This is a genomic window from Halobaculum sp. P14 (genome assembly GCF_051195155.1).
Taxonomy (GTDB): domain Archaea; phylum Halobacteriota; class Halobacteria; order Halobacteriales; family Haloferacaceae; genus JBNTKA01.
This window is the reverse complement of sequence record NZ_JBNTKB010000007.1, coordinates 12,737-28,763: the sequence shown is the minus strand read 5'-3', so window position 1 is coordinate 28,763 and position 16,027 is coordinate 12,737. Positions and strand designations below refer to the sequence as shown.

The 16,027-nt window shown below is 69.8% G+C and carries 16 protein-coding genes, 1 tRNA gene and 1 pseudogene; 8 read left to right on the top strand and 10 right to left on the bottom strand.

Annotated elements, in window-relative coordinates; translation table 11 throughout:
• Nucleotides 1–23 precede the first annotated feature (23 nt).
• A pseudogene (locus ACQUS7_RS13070) lies at nt 24–683 on the bottom strand (VTT domain-containing protein); the annotation flags it as partial.
• A gap of 138 nt (nt 684–821) precedes the next feature.
• Here ACQUS7_RS13070 and ACQUS7_RS13065 point away from each other — a divergent pair.
• Nucleotides 822–1,202 (top strand): DUF5830 family protein, encoded by a 381-nt coding sequence (locus ACQUS7_RS13065; protein ID WP_435124702.1) that lies wholly within the window; start codon nt 822–824, stop codon nt 1,200–1,202.
• A gap of 84 nt (nt 1,203–1,286) precedes the next feature.
• Here ACQUS7_RS13065 and ACQUS7_RS13060 read toward each other — a convergent pair whose 3' ends face one another.
• Nucleotides 1,287–2,357: a DUF7115 domain-containing protein gene (locus ACQUS7_RS13060; protein WP_435124705.1), complete on the bottom strand. Its 1,071-nt coding sequence runs from the start codon at nt 2,355–2,357 to the stop codon at nt 1,287–1,289.
• A gap of 172 nt (nt 2,358–2,529) precedes the next feature.
• Between ACQUS7_RS13060 and ACQUS7_RS13055 the strand changes: the two genes are divergently transcribed.
• Together ACQUS7_RS13055 and ACQUS7_RS13050 are read left to right on the top strand one after the other, a co-directional pair.
• Nucleotides 2,530–2,678: transfer RNA gene (locus tag ACQUS7_RS13055), tRNA-Met, on the top strand.
• Between the two features lie 457 nt (nt 2,679–3,135).
• The gene (locus ACQUS7_RS13050) at nt 3,136–4,545 is read left to right on the top strand and encodes a PQQ-binding-like beta-propeller repeat protein (protein WP_435147563.1); all 1,410 of its coding nucleotides are present in this window, start codon (nt 3,136–3,138) and stop codon (nt 4,543–4,545) included.
• Nucleotides 4,546–4,822: 277 nt separating this feature from the next.
• Here ACQUS7_RS13050 and ACQUS7_RS13045 read toward each other — a convergent pair whose 3' ends face one another.
• Nucleotides 4,823–4,978 carry a hypothetical protein gene (locus tag ACQUS7_RS13045; protein WP_435124711.1) on the bottom strand — a complete coding sequence of 52 codons (156 nt, stop codon included), beginning with the start codon at nt 4,976–4,978 and terminating at the stop codon, nt 4,823–4,825.
• A gap of 319 nt (nt 4,979–5,297) precedes the next feature.
• On the opposite strand from ACQUS7_RS13045, the gene ACQUS7_RS13040 reads away from it, so the two are divergent.
• The 5 genes from ACQUS7_RS13040 to ACQUS7_RS13020 all read left to right on the top strand — a co-directional run bounded on the left by ACQUS7_RS13040 (nt 5,298) and on the right by ACQUS7_RS13020 (nt 9,118).
• Nucleotides 5,298–5,600: a hypothetical protein gene (locus ACQUS7_RS13040; protein WP_435124712.1), complete on the top strand. Its 303-nt coding sequence runs from the start codon at nt 5,298–5,300 to the stop codon at nt 5,598–5,600.
• A gap of 89 nt (nt 5,601–5,689) precedes the next feature.
• Nucleotides 5,690–7,468, top strand: coding sequence for a nitrite/sulfite reductase (locus ACQUS7_RS13035; protein WP_435147561.1), 1,779 nt, complete (start codon nt 5,690–5,692; stop codon nt 7,466–7,468).
• A gap of 9 nt (nt 7,469–7,477) precedes the next feature.
• Entirely contained in the window at nt 7,478–7,834 is a 357-nt protein-coding gene (locus tag ACQUS7_RS13030) for a DUF6360 family protein (RefSeq protein ID WP_435124718.1), read from the top strand.
• A 162-nt stretch (nt 7,835–7,996) separates the two neighbouring features.
• Nucleotides 7,997–8,236: a hypothetical protein gene (locus tag ACQUS7_RS13025; RefSeq protein WP_435124720.1), complete on the top strand. Its 240-nt coding sequence runs from the start codon at nt 7,997–7,999 to the stop codon at nt 8,234–8,236.
• Nucleotides 8,237–8,371: 135 nt separating this feature from the next.
• Nucleotides 8,372–9,118, top strand: coding sequence for an HpcH/HpaI aldolase family protein (locus tag ACQUS7_RS13020; protein WP_435147558.1), 747 nt, complete (start codon nt 8,372–8,374; stop codon nt 9,116–9,118).
• Nucleotides 9,119–9,196: 78 nt separating this feature from the next.
• On the opposite strand, the gene ACQUS7_RS13015 is transcribed toward ACQUS7_RS13020, so the two are convergent.
• From ACQUS7_RS13015 to ACQUS7_RS12985, 7 genes are all read right to left on the bottom strand, one after another.
• Entirely contained in the window at nt 9,197–9,373 is a 177-nt protein-coding gene (locus tag ACQUS7_RS13015; RefSeq protein WP_435124726.1) for a hypothetical protein, read from the bottom strand.
• Between the two features lie 103 nt (nt 9,374–9,476).
• Entirely contained in the window at nt 9,477–10,076 is a 600-nt protein-coding gene (locus tag ACQUS7_RS13010) for a DUF1684 domain-containing protein (protein ID WP_435147556.1), read from the bottom strand.
• A gap of 123 nt (nt 10,077–10,199) precedes the next feature.
• Entirely contained in the window at nt 10,200–10,799 is a 600-nt protein-coding gene (locus tag ACQUS7_RS13005; protein ID WP_435124731.1) for a DUF7282 domain-containing protein, read from the bottom strand.
• A 387-nt stretch (nt 10,800–11,186) separates the two neighbouring features.
• A complete protein-coding gene (locus ACQUS7_RS13000) occupies nt 11,187–13,046 on the bottom strand; it encodes a GAF domain-containing protein (RefSeq protein WP_435147554.1) in 1,860 nt (619 codons plus the stop codon).
• A 293-nt stretch (nt 13,047–13,339) separates the two neighbouring features.
• Nucleotides 13,340–14,209 carry a succinate--CoA ligase subunit alpha gene (sucD, locus tag ACQUS7_RS12995; protein WP_435124734.1) on the bottom strand — a complete coding sequence of 290 codons (870 nt, stop codon included), beginning with the start codon at nt 14,207–14,209 and terminating at the stop codon, nt 13,340–13,342.
• Complete coding sequence (gene sucC / locus ACQUS7_RS12990) at nt 14,206–15,354, bottom strand: ADP-forming succinate--CoA ligase subunit beta (RefSeq protein ID WP_435147552.1); 1,149 nt, start codon at nt 15,352–15,354, stop codon at nt 14,206–14,208. Before sucC ends, sucD begins: the two co-directional genes overlap by 4 nt.
• 202 nt (nt 15,355–15,556) lie before the next feature.
• Nucleotides 15,557–15,850, bottom strand: a complete 294-nt coding sequence (locus tag ACQUS7_RS12985) for a hypothetical protein (protein ID WP_435147550.1) — start codon at nt 15,848–15,850, stop codon at nt 15,557–15,559.
• Between the last annotated feature and the right edge of the window lie 177 nt (nt 15,851–16,027).

Here is a 16,027-nt window from a genome sequence, read left to right as displayed (position 1 = left end):
TCGCCGTCGGCGTCGACGTCGCGGGAGGCGTAGTGTCGGTACGCCGGCCCCGCGACCAGCAGCACGGCGGCGACCGCGGCGGCGAGAATCAGCCGCGGGTCGAAGACGGCGGCCACGCCGCCCGCGGCCAGCCGACCGGCGGACGCGCCGGCGACCGTTCCGGCGACCGCCCACGGCACTTCGCCGACCGCGGTGCCGACGAGGAACGGCCACAGCGGGACGCCGGCGAGGCCGGCGCCGACGGAGACGACGTCCGACGGCGCCGGGACCAGCCTGCTCGCGGCGACCGCGCGGGTGTCGCCCGCGACCGCGACCGCGCGCTCGCCCGCGTCGACTGCGCGGACGGCGCCCGCGGCGAGCCGGCTGGACGTCGCCGCCGCGCTCAGGTCCGTCCGGCCGCGCCGCGCGAGCAGGTACGTCGGCACCGACGTCAGCGTGATGAGCGCCAGCGCCAGCGGCGCGCCGGCGAGGCCGAAGCCGTAGCCGGCGAGCACCGCCAGCAGCGTCGTCGGCCACGCGAGAAACGGCCGGACGGCGGCGAGCACGAGCAGCGCCGCGACCAGCCGGACCGGGTCGGCGGCGAGCCACGCGAGCCGCGCGAACGCCACGTCCGGCGGGACGGCGAGCGCCGCGACCAGCACCAGCAGCGCCGCGGCGGCGCCGGCGACGACCCGTCGATTCACACCGGCGTTCCCCTCGCCGCCGGCAAAAGCACGGCGGTCACCCGTGCGAGCCCCGCGGCGCTCGGGCGGCGTCCGACGGCGTTCGGGCGCCGCTCGCGGAACACGCTTAAGCGCGGCCGCGCCGAACCGCACGACGACGTGGCCGACGACGACCGGAGCCGCCAGGACAAGATCGAGCTCGGCGTGGAGCTGCTCGCACACCTCGACGACGACGAACTCTCGCTGGCGGACGCGATGGACCGCATCGAGACGGTGTCGACCAGCCCCGCGGTCACCCGTGCCGTGCTCGACGAGGCGGAGCGGCGCGGCGTCATCGACCGCGAAAACGCGACCGTCCGGGTGCGGACGGGCGGCTTCGTCCGGTTCGACTCGCAGGTGGTGCAGCGCGACGGCGACTTCGAGTGTCGGCGCTGCGGCGCCGGGATTTCGACGGGTCACTTCGTCCGACTGGAGTCCGGAGAACTCGGACCGTTCGGCTCGTCCTGCGTCAGGAAAGTGACCGGGAGAGAATCGGAGTAGCCGGCGGACACCGACGGACGGACGGGCGAACGGGGAGACGGACGAGACGGCGGAACTGGCGGCGTCGCGGTCGCGGCCGGCGGGTCAGCGGCCGCGGCGGAGTTCTTCGATGAGCTGCTCGATGAGTTCGTTCTGCCGGTCGAGCCGCTCGCCCTGCCGCTCGACGGCGGCGCGGAGCGACGCGATCTCCTCGGCGGCGTCGTCGGTCGGGGTCGCCGCCTCGAACCCGGAGTCCTCGAAGCTCGTGCCGCCCTGTGCGGCTCCCGCAGCGCCGTCGTCGGCATTCTGCGCCGCCGGCTCGGCGTCCGCGGTCGACTCCGCCGCTGCGGCGCGTTCGTGCTGCGCGCCGCCGCTGCCGCTGTCGGTTCCCGTGCCGGGCGCGGCGGCCTCCATCGGCTCTTCGCGGGTGCCGTTGGCGGCGTCGTCGACCTCGGCCGGCTCCGCTGACAGCGGGTCCGGGCCGTCGCCGAAGTCGACGTTGCTGGACGCCTCGCCCTCCTCGGCGTCGCCCTCCGCTTCCGCGGCGAGCGCGCGCAGCTCGTCGAGCGACTCGACGTCGTAGTAGGCGAGCAGCGCGTTGGTCAGCGACTCCTTGACGGCGCGGGCGTCCTCGGTCGGCGCCTTGAACCGCTCCTGCCGGCCGTTCACGGTGAGGACGATGGAGGTGGCGACGCTCCCCTCCTCGAAGGTGAGGTCGGTGACGTCGTCGAAGTGGAACTCCTCGTAGTCGTCGTCCCAGACGGCGGCGCCGACGTGCTTGACGAGCCGCGACGACGTGACGAGCAGCGTCAACTCGGAGAACCGGAAGGTGCGCTCGACGGTTTCGCCGGGGTCCGTGATGTCCGAGGCGGACATGACGCCGGCGAGCACCGGGTGCAGGACGCTCGACAGCTTCTTCCGCGGCATCGTGAAGCTCTCTTCGCCGTCCAGCCCGTAGTCCAGCGTCAGCTTCGCCTTCCGGCGGGACTCCGACAGCGAGACGCGCTCGGCGTCGTGCGGGTACTCCTCGACGGACTCGTCGGACAGCAGCCCGTCCGCGCGGTAGATGAGGGTGCGGGTCGGCGTGACGAACAGCTCGTCGTCGCCGCCGAGGTGGACCCTGGCGACTGGCTGCTCGTCTCCGAGCTCCCCCTGAACCAGTTCCGGCAGACTCATGCGTCCGTTTCGCCGTCGCCGACGCTTAAAACCGCCGGGTCGCCGCGGCGTCGCTGCGACCCGCCCGGTCTCGCTGCCGCGCCGCGGCACCGACCCGGACAGCGTGTGTCGGTTTCCCGCACCCAATCCGGATGGGAAGCTTCAAGAGTCTCACCGCGCCACGTTCGAACGAGCCGGGGTGGCTTAGCTGGACATAGCGCCGCACTCATAGGGTTTCGAGATTCGGTGCGGAACGCCTTGGAAGCCTCCGCCCCAACGGGGCCCGCCGAGCCTCGTACCTGGGCCATGCGGAGATCGTGGGTTCGGAGCCCACCCCCGGCACTCTCCTTCAGGTTCGGAGCAGCAACCGTCACTCTTCGTTCCCGTCGACACCTGGACTCCGAGAGCCGAGACCGCCGTCTGTGACTGATTTCTGAGCAGCGGTGCGTCTCGCTCGACTGTCGATTGCGGCTGGTCGGTGCTCGATTCTTCGCCCTCCCCAGCCGACGCCGCCGCGGCCTCGCTGCCGCTCGGTCGCGGCGCCGCCCCTCGCGCTTCCGGCCGCGACGCAGCGCGGCCGCCGCGCGCCACCAGCCCGTGGCTGTTCGTCGCGGATACCTCCGTGTCGCGGTCGCTGACGGGGGCGGTCGGCTATCAGTAGTTGTTAGCGCGACTTCTGTATTCAAAAGGTGCCTGAAACGGCTAAATCGGTACGAAGGTGTGCGCACTAACTGGCGATAGTACTCATACGTACGGCCTTCACCAGATATTTTGCCAATTGGTGTAAATCCAACTATGAATGCCCTCCCTCTCTCGTCGTGATGCCCTCCGAACAATCGGTCTCGCCGGTGTAGCGAGCGTCGCTGGGTGCAGTTCGTTACCACTCAGAAATGGCCCGAACGAACGCCCACCAGATACACTAGGAACCTCCTGGTCGCCCTCAACGGATACCTGGCGCTTCAAGTACGCTGATTTACAGAACACAGCAAGGAGCCCCCAGGAGATTCAGACGCCACCGACCATCAAGTGGCAGGACCGCATTACTGATACCTCCGCCGCCCCCCTGATCTCTGGCGAACTCGTCGCTGCAACCCCGGACAAGGTGATTACTGTGGGTCGGTTCGACAGCGAACTCCACCTGCGTGCCTACGATGCCATCGATGGCAAGCGCCAATGGAACCGCCGTATCCAGTATCAGTCGGGGCGTCGAGTACCGCGATTCGGTGGCCTCGTCGATGGATCGCTCTACATGACTGACGGCGGCACCGATGTTATCGCCGTGAATGCAAGTGACGGCACGATTCAGTGGCGACGAAACCTCTACGACCAGGTCGCCGACGCCGTGCCCGAGAGGTTCTTATCCCCGTCTAACTCTGCGGTGGATTTTTCCCCCATTCCAGTAGCGACGCCGGAGACCGTGTATATTCAGAGTAGTTACGGGTTGCACGGGATCGACCCCGGCGATGGAAGCGAACGGTGGCGGTTGTATCTGGGGGATCAAATTGACGAAGCTGCCCTTGAGTATCCCTACGGCCTAGCGGTGACTCCCCGGCGGGTGTGGGCGAGTTACGGTGGCAACGTTCAGGCGCTGTTCACGGTCCGACTGTCTGACGGGACCCTCGAAATTGAGCGGACGGGTCTGCCGCTCGAATTCCCGTCGCATCCGGTGGTTACTGGTGACCGAGAAGCGGTCCTCACACACGATATTGTGTGGGCGACGAGCCCCCAGGAGACGTTGGCCGTCGGTGTAGCTGGCGAGGACGTTGAATGGCAGTTCCCCGGGTATGCGGGCGAGGGCGCGGCAGCCTACTCACCGTTGGCGACTGACGGCGATCACGTGTTCGTTGCTGCGAGCTACGAACAGCAGGAGCAATTGGTCGTGTTCGCGTTGCAGGCGGCAACGGGGAAACTGGAGTGGCTCCACCGTGAATCACTCTTGGACCGGAACGTGTCGGTCGGTGCTGGTGATGAATTCAGGCTCTGCCAGCCTGCGGTTACCGGGGGGACGCTCGTCGTCGGATACGGAACGAATCCTGAGCAGGGGACAGGCCATGGCGAGGTAGTTGCACTCTCGCGTGCGGCGGGCCAAGTCCAGTGGCGTTCCACCCTCTCGATTGCACCCCAAGACGTAATGAGAACAGGCAACCGGCTCTACGTCGGTGGCCAACAGGGGACCGTCGTTGCATTGACAGACAACGACTCGGACTGACAGTACGCTGCTACTCCCCAGAACCAAGATATCGCGGACTCCCACGTACCAGATCGTCGCTCAATCCTGGTAGCAGCGGGCGATTTCGACAGTCGAAGTTTACTCAATTCATCTGGAATCTGAGAGTAGGCTACTAACTCGTTCACCTGAACTAACCGGCTGTTTCACCTAGTACACTGAGTAAAGAAACCGTATCGTCGACTACTGCTGTCGAACACGGCGCTGGTGCTGTGGCCACGAGAAAATCGTGGCTGTCCCGTCCGCGGTGGGTCGCCGGTCAGTCGTCGGCGTCGTCGCCGTCGGCGTCCTCGTCGCGGCCTTCGCTGAGCGTCTCCCAGATTTCGGTGCAGCCGGCGCCGGTCGGGACGTCGTCGAGGTGGGCCGTCGCGTCGTCGACGTCGTCGCCGTCTTCGTCGGGGGCGTCGGCGCTCATTCCGTCCGCACCTCGTCGCTGTCGAGCAGTTCGGGGGCGACGTCGGCGGACGCCTGCTGAACCGCCCTGGCGGCGTCGGTCGTGGTGGTGGCGTCGGTCATCAGTGTAGTCCACGGGTCCCGCACGCATAAGGCGGCCCACCCGGACAATCGCTACCGGCGCTCCCCGGTACAGGATACTGTTGCCGCTATCTGGTTCGCGTCGAGACGGCCGGAATCGCCCGACACCGACGGGGTTTGATTCACGGCGGCGTCACCGGAAAACGACTGCGTTGCGTTCGGCGACGCCCCTACCCGGTCGGAGCGCGTACCGTCGCGTCATGACTGTCTCGCTTCGCGTCCTCGACGACGGTGCGTGGGTGTCCGTCGACGACTCTCGCCGGGTCAGCGTCAGCGAACTCTGGTACGTGGACGGGCTGTGCGGCTGCCAGCTCACCGACTTCGTCGTGGAGGGGTTCACCGACGTCGCCGTCGACGGCCGCACCGTCGCCGCCGAGACGTACGGCCAGTGCATCGAGTGCGGCGAGGCCGTCACCACCGGTCCGCTCCCGGTCGGCCGCATCGTGGACGGCGAATTCGAGCCGTTCGCGGCCGGAGCCGTCCGTTCTCCGCCGACCAACTGAGAAGGGGCAACACTGTCCTGTATGGGGGTGTACCGGGGAGGTTTGACGCCGAGGCGTGCTTTACCGGGGACGGGCGCGTGTGACCGAACATGCCCACGGACGTGGAGCGGTGGAAGTCGGAGACGTACGGCAACGAGATACGAGAGCACCTGCTCGAGTTCGCCGAGCAGGGCTGGGACTCCATCCCGGAGGACGAACACGACGCCTGGTTCGAGCGCTTCAAGTGGTGGGGGCTGTACCACCAGCGCTCCGGCCAGGAGAGCTACTTCATGATGCGCATCGGGACGCCGAACGGCGTGCTGAAGCCCGACCAGCTCGAAGTCGTCGCGGAGGTCGCAGACGAGTACGCCCGCGGCCCCGGCGAGAACCCCGAGTTCGGCGCCGCCTACTGCGACTGGACCACCCGGCAGTCCATCCAGCTCCACTGGATTCGGCTCGAAGACATCCCGGAGATCTGGGACAAACTGGAGTCCGCCGGCCTCTCCACCCAGCAGGCCTGCGGTGACTCCTGGCGGAACATCGTCGGCTGCCCCGTCGCCGGCAAGGACAAACACGAGCACGTCGACGCGCTCCCGGTCGCCATGGACCTCCACGACACGTTCAAGGGCGACGACGACCACTCGAACCTCCCGCGGAAGTGGAAGGTCGCCGTCACCGGCTGCCGCGAAGGCTGCGGCCAGGGCGACATCAACGACCTCGCGTTCGAGCCGGCGACCAAGGAGATCGACGGCGAGGAGGTCCGCGGCTTCAACGTCCGCGTCGGCGGCGGCCTCGCCCGCAACGAGCCGCGGTTCGCCCGCGACATCGACGTGTTCGTCCGGCCGGAGAACGCCGACGCCGTCGCCGGCGGCATGTCCGCGCTGTTCCGCGAACACGGCAACCGCGACGACCGCTACTCCGCCCGCATCAAGTTCCTCGTCGACGAGTGGGGCGCCGACAAGGTCCGGCGCGTCCTCCAGGAGGACTTCGTCGACTTCGAACTGGAGACCGCCGGCGACGACCTCCGCGAGAGCTACTCGTACAACTCGGGGCGCGCCACCGGCGGCCACCACGACCACGTCGGCGTCCACGAGCAGAACGACGGCAACTACTACGTCGGCCTGAACGTCCTCGTCGGCCGGATGGGCGTCGACGACGTATACGAGCTCGCCGAACTCGCAGACGAGTACGGCTCCGGCGAAGTCCGGCTCACCCAGCGGCAGAACGTCATCGTCACCGACGTCCCCGAGGAGAACCTCGACGCGCTGCTCGACGAGCCGCTGCTGGAGCACTACTCGCCGGACCCGCACCCGTTCATGCGCGGCTCCATCGCCTGCACCGGCACCGAGTTCTGCTCGCTGTCCATCGTGGAGACGAAGAACCGGCAGGTGCGGTACGCCCGCTGGCTGAAGGAGAACGTCGACCTCCCGGACGGCGTCGAGGACTTCCACATCCACCTGTCCGGCTGCACCGCCTCCTGCGCGCAGCCGCAGATTGCCGACATCAGCCTTCGCGGCATGAAGACCCGGAAGGACGGCGAGCCGGTCGAGGCGCTCGACATCGGCCTCGGCGGCGGCCTCGGCGAGAACCCGCGGTTCGTCGACTGGGTCGGCCAGCGCGTCCCCGCCGACGAGGTGCCGGGCGCCATCGCGAACCTCATCGAGACGTTCACGGAGCACCGCGAGGGCGACGAGACGTTCCGCGACTTCGTCGAGCGGCACGACGAGGAGGCGCTCGAAGCGTTCATCGAGCCGGAGGAGACGAGTTACGACGACCCGTACATGCACAACACGAAGATGACGTGGTACCCGTACGCCGAGGACGACGACATGGGGAGCAGCCCGGCGCCGGCGACGGCGGACGGAACGCCCATCACCTCGGACGACTGACCGGACAGTATGCCCGACCGGCTCATCCGCGTGAACGCCTACACGACGTTCGACCTGCTCGACGGCACGGCGACCGGCCACGGATTCGAGGAGTCCGCGCCGGCCGTCCTGAACGTCACGGCGCCGCGGCAGAACCCCGACCACGTCACGCTCGAACTCGAACTCGACAACACCGGGCTGGAGGCGCTCCCGGCGCACGCCGACCGCGTCACGCTGTCCGCCGACGAGGCCCGCGAACTCGCCGCCGAACTGGAGTCGTACGCGGACCGCGTCGATGCCGCCCAGTCCGACGACGGCGGGGACGGCAGCGGCGACGGCAGCGGCAGCGGCGACGGCAGCGGCAACGACGACGGCGGCGACAACTGACCGCCGCTTCACCGCTCCAACGGCCGCCGCTCCGTCGCCCCACCGCTCTCTCCGCCGCCCCACGTTCCGCCGCCGCATCCGTTCGCTGCGCCGTCACGTCTGCTTCTCGCGGCTGAGAACCCGGAGCGAACCCTTTTGCCCGCCCGAGCGGGACGGAGACGCATGTGGGTTCGGGAGCGGGACGTCGTGGACTATCTGCTGGTAAGCGCCGTCACCGCGCTCGCGTACCTCCACCTACCGTTCCGCCCGGCGATTCGTGAGTGGCTGCGTTCGACCGCGGCCGCGGTCGTCGCGTACATCGACAACTCCCCGGAGGTCGTCGTCGCCGCCGCGGTCGTCGTCGTCGCGGTCTGCGGCGCGGCGTTCGTCGCCGGACTGGTCAGACACGCCTCGGCGTCGTAGCCGGCCGACTCGGCGGCCACCGCGAGTACCCCTGTTTCCCGCGTTCGCCCGTCCAGCGTCGCCGCCGGCCGCCGACGTTCCGGCACGGACGACCGTCACCCCTCGCTTTACGCCGCCGGCGACGAACCCGACTGTATGACCGACGACTCCGGTATCCGCGCGGCGCTGCGCGAGGGCCGACCCGCCGGCGCGTGGCTCTCCGTGCCGTCGCCGCAGGTCGCAGAACAGGTGGCGCTGACCGGCGTCGACTTCGTCGTCGTCGACACGGAGCACGCGCCGACAGACACCGAGACCGTCGAGTCGATGATTCGAGCCGTCGACGCCGCCGGCGGCGTCGCACCGCTGGTCCGCGTCGCCGAAGACGACCTCGTCCGCGTCAAGTACGCGCTGGACGCCGGCGCCCGCGGCATCGTCGTGCCGAACGTCGACACCGCCGCCGAGGCCGAATCGGTCGTCGACATGACGCGCTTCCCGCCCGAGGGGAGCCGCGGCGTCGCCGGCACCCGCGCGTCGGCGTACGGCCGCGACCTCGACGACTACGTCGCGACCGCGAACGACCGCGTCGCCGCCGTCCTGCAGGTGGAGTCGGGGCGCGCCGTCGACAACGCGGCCGCCATCAGCCGCGTCGACGGCGTCGACACGCTGTTCGTCGGCCCCGCTGACCTGTCGGCGTCGCTCGGCGTCTTCGGCGAGTACGAGTCGGACCGGTTCGTCGCCGCGGTCGAACAGGTGCTCGCGGAGAGCGAGGTGCCGGTCGGGACGCTGGCGACGGCGCCGGACGAAGTGGACTACTGGGAGGAACTCGGCTTCGACTATCAGATCGTCGCGACCGACGCGGACGCGCTCGCCCGCGGCGTCGCGGCGTCGCTCGACCGGTACTGAGTCGGTGTGGTTGCCGTCGCGGTTCCGGGTGCGGTCCGCGGTCGAACCGCACTGTCGACCGCGCCGGACGCGCCCCGTTCAGACCGGCCGGCCGCCTTCGCTGGTGCCGACGAGGTACGTGCCGACCGTGAGCAGGATGGCTGCCGGGGCGAGCGCGACGGCGGTGAGCTGGCTGGACAGCGGCTGGATGCTGGGGAGGAACAGCGCCGTGCCGACGATCATCAGAGCGACGCCGATGAGCACCTGACGGTTCATACCCGGTGTGCCGTCCGCGTGGCTAATGAGACTTGCTGTCGCCCGCCGCGAGCCGCGGCGGTGTCGCCTCACCGCGTCCTCGGCGCCGCCGTCGGCCGCCCGGCTACGGCGCCTTCTCGCCGGCGGGGACGGCGACGTCGAGCCAGTTCTCCGTCGGCGGCAGCGGGCAGGCGAACGCGTCGTTGAACGCGCAGAACGGCGTGTACGCCAGATTGAAGTCGACCGTCACCGGGTCGTCGTCGCCGAGGTCGCCGTCCGGATGCAGGTCCATGTACCGGCCGCCGTCGTACGTCTGCTGGCCCGTGGTCTTGTCGCGGAACGGGACGAACAGCGCGTCCGCGCCCTCCTGCCGGTAGGCGCACAGTGACTGCTCCACCGGCTCGCCGTCGGCGTTCGGCAGCTCGAACGTGAACGTCGCGACGCGGAGGAACCGCTGGTTCGGCGCGTCGTCGACGGTGAGTTCGAGCGGCTCGGGGTCGTCGTGGACCGCGACGTCGGCCTCGACGCGGTACTCCGGCGCCGGCTCGAAGTAGTCCAGCCCGTCGAAGCCGTCGCGGTCGGCGGCGTCCAGCGGCGACTGCGGGTGCTCCGCGAAGAACTCGTCTTTCTCGTCGCGGTTCGCGCGAATCTGCGCCTCCCAGTCTGCGTCGCTCGCCGCGCCGACCGTCTCCGCGTCGGCCGCGGCGTCGCCGTTCGTGGTCATACCGTCCGGTAGCGGCCGCGGCCGGTTCAATCCCGCGCTCTCACGGGCGGTCCGTCGTCGTCGCAAAGAACAGTCGGTTCCTGCGGCGGTGTCTCGCCGTCGACGGCGGGCGCCGCGTCGCCGTTACCGGCGGGCGAGCAGCGCTGCGCCCGCGAGCGCGACGACGCCGAGCGCGGCGGTGAAGCCGGGCGTCGTCGCCGTCGTCGTGCCGGCGGACGTCGTCTCGGCGGACGTCGCGGCCGCGGTCGTCCCCGCGTCCGCGGACGTCGTCGCTGCCGCGGTCGTCGTCCGCGCGGAGTCGCTCAGGCGGATGAACGCCGTGTCGGCGACCGCCGCACCGGCGCCGGTGCCGTAGGCGGTGTCGTTCGCCTGCTCGTACGTCTGGTCGCCGTCGTCGGCGTGGACCTGGGCGACGGATATCTGGCTGCGCGAGAACGCGGGCGTCACCTCTACCGTGACGTTCTCGTGGGCGCCGGCGTCGAGGTAGCCGGTGTGGCCGACCGGCTGCCCGGACTCGTTGTAGACGACGACGTAGCCGCCGTCGGGCAGCGTCGCGGACTCGACGGTGACCGACTCGGTCGCCTGCTGGTCGGGGTAGTCGATGCTCGCGGACTCGTTGGCGGCCGGCGTCGCGGTCGCGGTGTCGGCGGCCGCAGCGGCGGGGGCCAGAACGGTCAGCGCGGAGAGCAGTACCATCGCGGAGAGCAGATAGCGTCCCTTCATTGGTAGTCGTGCATCGACGCGGTCGCGTCGACGTGTACCGCGCCCTACCGGTCTGGCTGTAAAGAGGCCGTCGGAACCGAATGCGGAAAGTCCGCATACGGCGTGGGGGTGGCTCCCGTGCGGACCGGAGCCAGCCCGGACGGTCGGTGAGGTGCGACCGACTCGGCGGACCCGGTCGGACGCGGTCGGGCCGGGTCCGGTCAGGTCATCAGCGTGACCATAGATTTACGGGGATTGTCGCGGTACACTGTCCCGTTCACTGGTGGGTCATCCACACGTGAACGTCTCTGACATGCGGCACCGGACGCGAGCCCCCCTGCTCGCGTCTCCCCCTTTCGACGGAACCGACCCCGTTCCGCGGAGTGACGACGCCCGTCCGAGCCCCGGCTACTCGGCCGGTTCGACTGAATCGGCGCGGTCGACGCCGGTGACTTCGAACCGCGCGCCGCCGCCGTCACCGTCGGCGAGCGAGACGGTCCAGCCGCTCGTCCGCGCCGCCTCCTCGACGATGCTCAGCCCGAAGCCGGTGCCGTCGGGGCTGCCGGAGAAGCCGGTGTCGAAGACGCTGTCGCGGTCCGCGTCGCTGACGCCGACGCCGTCGTCGGCGACGTAGAAGCCGTCCGGCAGGTCGCCGACGGTGACCGTCACCGCGTCGCCGCCGTGCTCCACGCTGTTCTGAAGCAGGTTCCCCACCACCTGCTGGAGCCGCCTGCGGTCCGCGCGGACGACGCGGTCCGTCTCGACGACGAGCGTCGCCTCCGGCGCGTCGACGCGCTGCCAGCAGTCGCGGGCGAGCGCGGCCAGCGACACCTCCTCGGCGTCCGCCGGTCGCTCGCCCGCGCGTGCGAGCGACAGCAGGTCCTTGATGAGCGCCCTGATTCGGTCGTGCGCGTCGGCGACGCCGTCGAGGTGGCCGCCGTCGGGGTCCTCGCGGGCGAGCGCGAGCCGGCCCTCGGCGACGTTCAACGGGTTCCGGAGGTCGTGGCTGACGACCGACGCGAACTTCTCCAGCCGTTCGTTCTGCCGTTCGAGTTCGCGCTCGCGGTCGATGCGGTCGAGCGCGGTCGTCGCGTGCGCGGCGAGAATCCGGGCGAGCGACGCGTCCGCCTCGTCGAAGGCGTTCGGCTCGCCCGACCCGATGAGCAGGATGCCGTGGTCGCCGAGCGGCAGGTAAATCTCGCTCCGCACCGCCGTGTCCCGGTTGAACCGGTCCGGGTCCGACGACACGTCGTTGTGCAGCCGCTCCTCGCCGGACTCGTACACCGAGCCGGCGATGCCCTCGTTCGGGGCGAACGACGGGAGTTCGTCGACGAGCGCCTCGCCCTCGTCGGTCCACGCCACCGGAAGCAGCCGGTCTTCGGCCTCGTCGTACAGGTGGACGCCGTTGATGGGCATACCGAGGACGTCGCGGACGGCGTCGACGCTGCGTTCCGCGACGGCCTCGGCGGTCCGCGCCGCCATGAACGACCGCGCCGTCTCGTGGAGCTCCTCGATGACCGTCGCGCGCTCCTTCCGCCGCGTGATGTCGCGGATGACGCAGACGTGGCCGTCCTCGAGCGCCGACAGCGAGAGCAGTTTCGCGTACGTGTCGCCGTCGGCGCGCAGCCCGAGCGCCTCGCCGGTCCACGACCCGGTCTCCTCCATCTCCGGGAACGCCTCCGCGCGGAGCCGCTCGGCCTCCGCGTCCGGAACCGTCACGGTCCAGTGGTCGCCGACCATCGCCGACGGCGTCCTGCCGGACAGCTCCGCGTACGCCTCGTTCACCTCGGTGTACCGGCCGTCGGCGTCCAGAATCGCGATTCCATCGTTCGCGGTCTCCATCGCCTGCGCGCGCCGCGACATCTGCCGCTCCGTGCGGTACTTCTCGACGTAGTTCGTCACCTTGTTCGCCAGCACAATGTACTGGTCGGTCCCGGGCTCCTTCTGCAGATAGTCGGTCGCACCGGCCGAGAACGCCCGGCTCGCGACCTCCTCGCTTCCCTTCCCGGTGAACAGGATGAACGGCAGGTCCGGGTGGGTCTCCCTGACGGATTCGAGGAACTCGATGCCGGTCCGCCCGGGCATGTCGTAGTCGCTGACGAGACAGTCCACCGCTCGGTCCGCGAGCACGTCGGCGCCCTCCGCCGGCGACGCGGCGGTGACGACCTCCACGTCGCCGATGTTCCGCCGCAGGAACTCGGCGGTGAGGTCGGCGAAGCCGGCGTCGTCTTCGACGTGCAGCACCGTGATGCGGGCGGCGTCACTCACCGGCGTCACCGGCCGGCGCGCCGCGGCCAACGCGTGTTGCCGTCATGGATGTACGAACCGTGATGTCCGCACGTAGGGATTCGACGGTAAATACGTGGTGGGAATAACTGACGGACGGCTCACACGTCCGGGCGAGCGGCGGCACGGTCGCGGACGAGGCCGCGTCGACGAGGACGCCGAGTCCGTCGTCGCGTCGTCTCCGCGTCGTCGCGGCGGCGACGCTGACGCCGCAGACGGCGCTGCCGGGTCGCGAGTCCGAAAAGAAACCGGGTGTCTGCGGCGCTGCGGCCGGCTTACAGGAAGTCTTCGATGTGGTCGGCGACTTCGTTCGGGGTGTCGCCGACGGGGACGCCGGCGTCGTTGAGCGCCGAAATCTTCGACTCGGCGGTGCCGGTGCCCGAGCCGCTGACGATGGCGCCCGCGTGACCCATCCGCTTGCCCGGCGGCGCGGTGCGGCCGGCGATGAAGCCGGCGACCGGCGTGTCCATGTTCTCCGCGATGAACGCGGCGGCGTCCTCCTCGTCCTCGCCGCCGATTTCGCCGCACATCACGACCGCGTCCGTGTCGGGGTCGGCCTCGAACGCCTCGAGGGCGTCGACGAACGACGTCCCGATGATGGGGTCGCCGCCGATGCCGATGGCGGTGGTCTGGCCGATGCCGCGCTCGGTGAGGTTCGAGACGACCTGGTAGGTCAGCGTCCCCGACCGGGAGACGAGCCCGACGTTCCCGGACTCGAAGATGTTGCCGGGGAGGATGCCGAGTTTCGCCTCGCCGGGCGTGATGATGCCGGGGCAGTTCGGGCCGATGAGCCGCGTGTCGACCTCCGAGAGCCGCTTTTTCACCTTCGCCATGTCCTGCGTCGGGACGCCTTCCGTGATGGCGACGGCGAGGTCGACGGGCGAGTCGAGCGCCTCGAAGATGGCGTCGGCAGCGAACGCCGGCGGCACGAAGATGACGGACGCGTCGGCGTCCTCCTCGCGGGCGGCGTCGTGGACCGTGTCGTACACCGGGACGCCGTGGACCTCCTGCCCGCCTTTCCCGGGGACGGCGCCGGCGACCACGTTGGTCCCGTACTCGATCATCTGCTCGGTGTGGAATTTCCCTTCCCCGCCGGTGATGCCCTGCACCACGACGCGGGTGTCGTCGTCGACGAATACACTCATGACTGGCTCACCTCCGCTGCGTTCTCGACCGCACGCTGAACGGCGTCCTCCAGCGTCCCTTCGACCTGCACCAGGTCGGTGTTCAGGATCTCCATTCCCTCTTCGGCGTTCGTGCCGGCGAGGCGGACGACGACCGGCTTCGGAATCTCGTCGAACTGCTCGAGCGCCTCGTTGATGCCTTTCGCGACCTCGTCGCCGCGCGTGATGCCGCCGAAGATGTTGAAGACGACGGAGTCGACGTTCTCGTCGGAGAACACCATGTCGAGCGCGTTCGCGACGCGCTCGGCCTTGGCGCCGCCGCCGATGTCGAGGAAGTTCGCGGGCGACCCGCCGTAGTAGTCCACGAGGTCGAGCGTCGTCATGACGAGGCCGGCGCCGTTCCCGATGATGCCGACGTTCCCGGAGAGCCGGACGTAGTCGAAGCCGTACTCGTTGGCTTTCGCCTCCAGTTCGTCGCCGGCGGTCTCGTCTTCCATCTCGGCGAGTTCGGGCTGCCGGAACAGCGCGTCCTCGTCGATGTTCATGACGGCGTCGGCGGCGACGACGTCGCCGTCGGCCGTAATCATGACCGGGTTGATCTCGATTTCGGAGGCGTCGCGCGCCTCGTAGAGGTCGTACAGCGTCGTGAGGATGCCGGCGACGTCGCCGGCGACGTCGCGCGGAATCCCGGCGTCGTAGACGACCTTCCGGGCCTGGTACGGGTGCAGCCCGAACGCCGGGTCGATGTGTTCGCGCGCGATGGCCTCGGGCGTCTCCGCGGCCACCTCCTCGATGTTGACGCCGCCCTCGGTGGATACCATCGCGACGGGCTCGCCCTCGCCGCGGTCCATCGTGATGCCGACGTACAGTTCGTTCTCGAAGTCGACGCCGGCCTCGACGAGGACCTCTTCGACCGTGTAGCCCTTCAGGTCCATCCCGAGGATGGATTCGGCGGCGTCGCGCGCCTCCTCGGCGTCGGTCGCGATCTTGATGCCGCCGGCTTTGCCGCGCCCGCCGACGTGGACCTGCGCCTTGATGGCCGCCGGGTAGCCGATGTCGTCGACCGCGTCCATGACCTCCTCGACGGTGGACGCGAGCCGCGAGTCAGGCACCGGAATCCCGGCGTCGGCGAAGATCTCCTTCGCCTGGTACTCGTGGAGTTTCATGCGTCCGTAAACCGGGACGACGCGCGCTTAAATCCCGCCGATTCGGTCACGTGCTGCCGTCCCACGCCCCGCCGTCACACCCCCAGAACCAGTCCGCCCGCAGTCGCCCGATTCCCGGGACGCCCCGGTCGTGTTCGGCCCGCTCGGCGCTGTTCGGCCCGCCCGACGCTGTCCGGTCCGATTCGGTCCGCCGCGTCCCGGCTCAGTCGGCCCGGAGCGACGCCGCCGCCTGCGACCCGGCGGCGACCGCGAGTCCGAGCAGCGACGCCGCCGACGCGACGAGTAGCAGGCCGCTCACGACGAAGTCGTTGCAGCCGTTGGTGTACGTCACCCGCGGCGGCCACAGCTGGACGCCTTGGAGCGCGTACGCGCTCAGCGGCTCCGGCCCCGGACAGTACGCCTGCGTCGCGGCGACGACCGGGCCGAGCACGAACAGCACCGTCGCGACGAGCAAACCGGCCGCGAACGTCGTCACGCCAACGCGGCGGAGGGTCATGGGCGGCCGTTCTGCGGCCTCCGGGTTCACTCCGTCGGTTCCCGCACACCGCGGCGTCCGGGCGCGACTCGGCCGTTCGCTCCCGACCCCGCGCGAGCCGCCGGCAGCGTGCAGTAAGCCGTTCCCGTGCAGTCAGCCGAGCGGTCTTCGTCGGGGGCGCGGCCGGATTTATGCCGC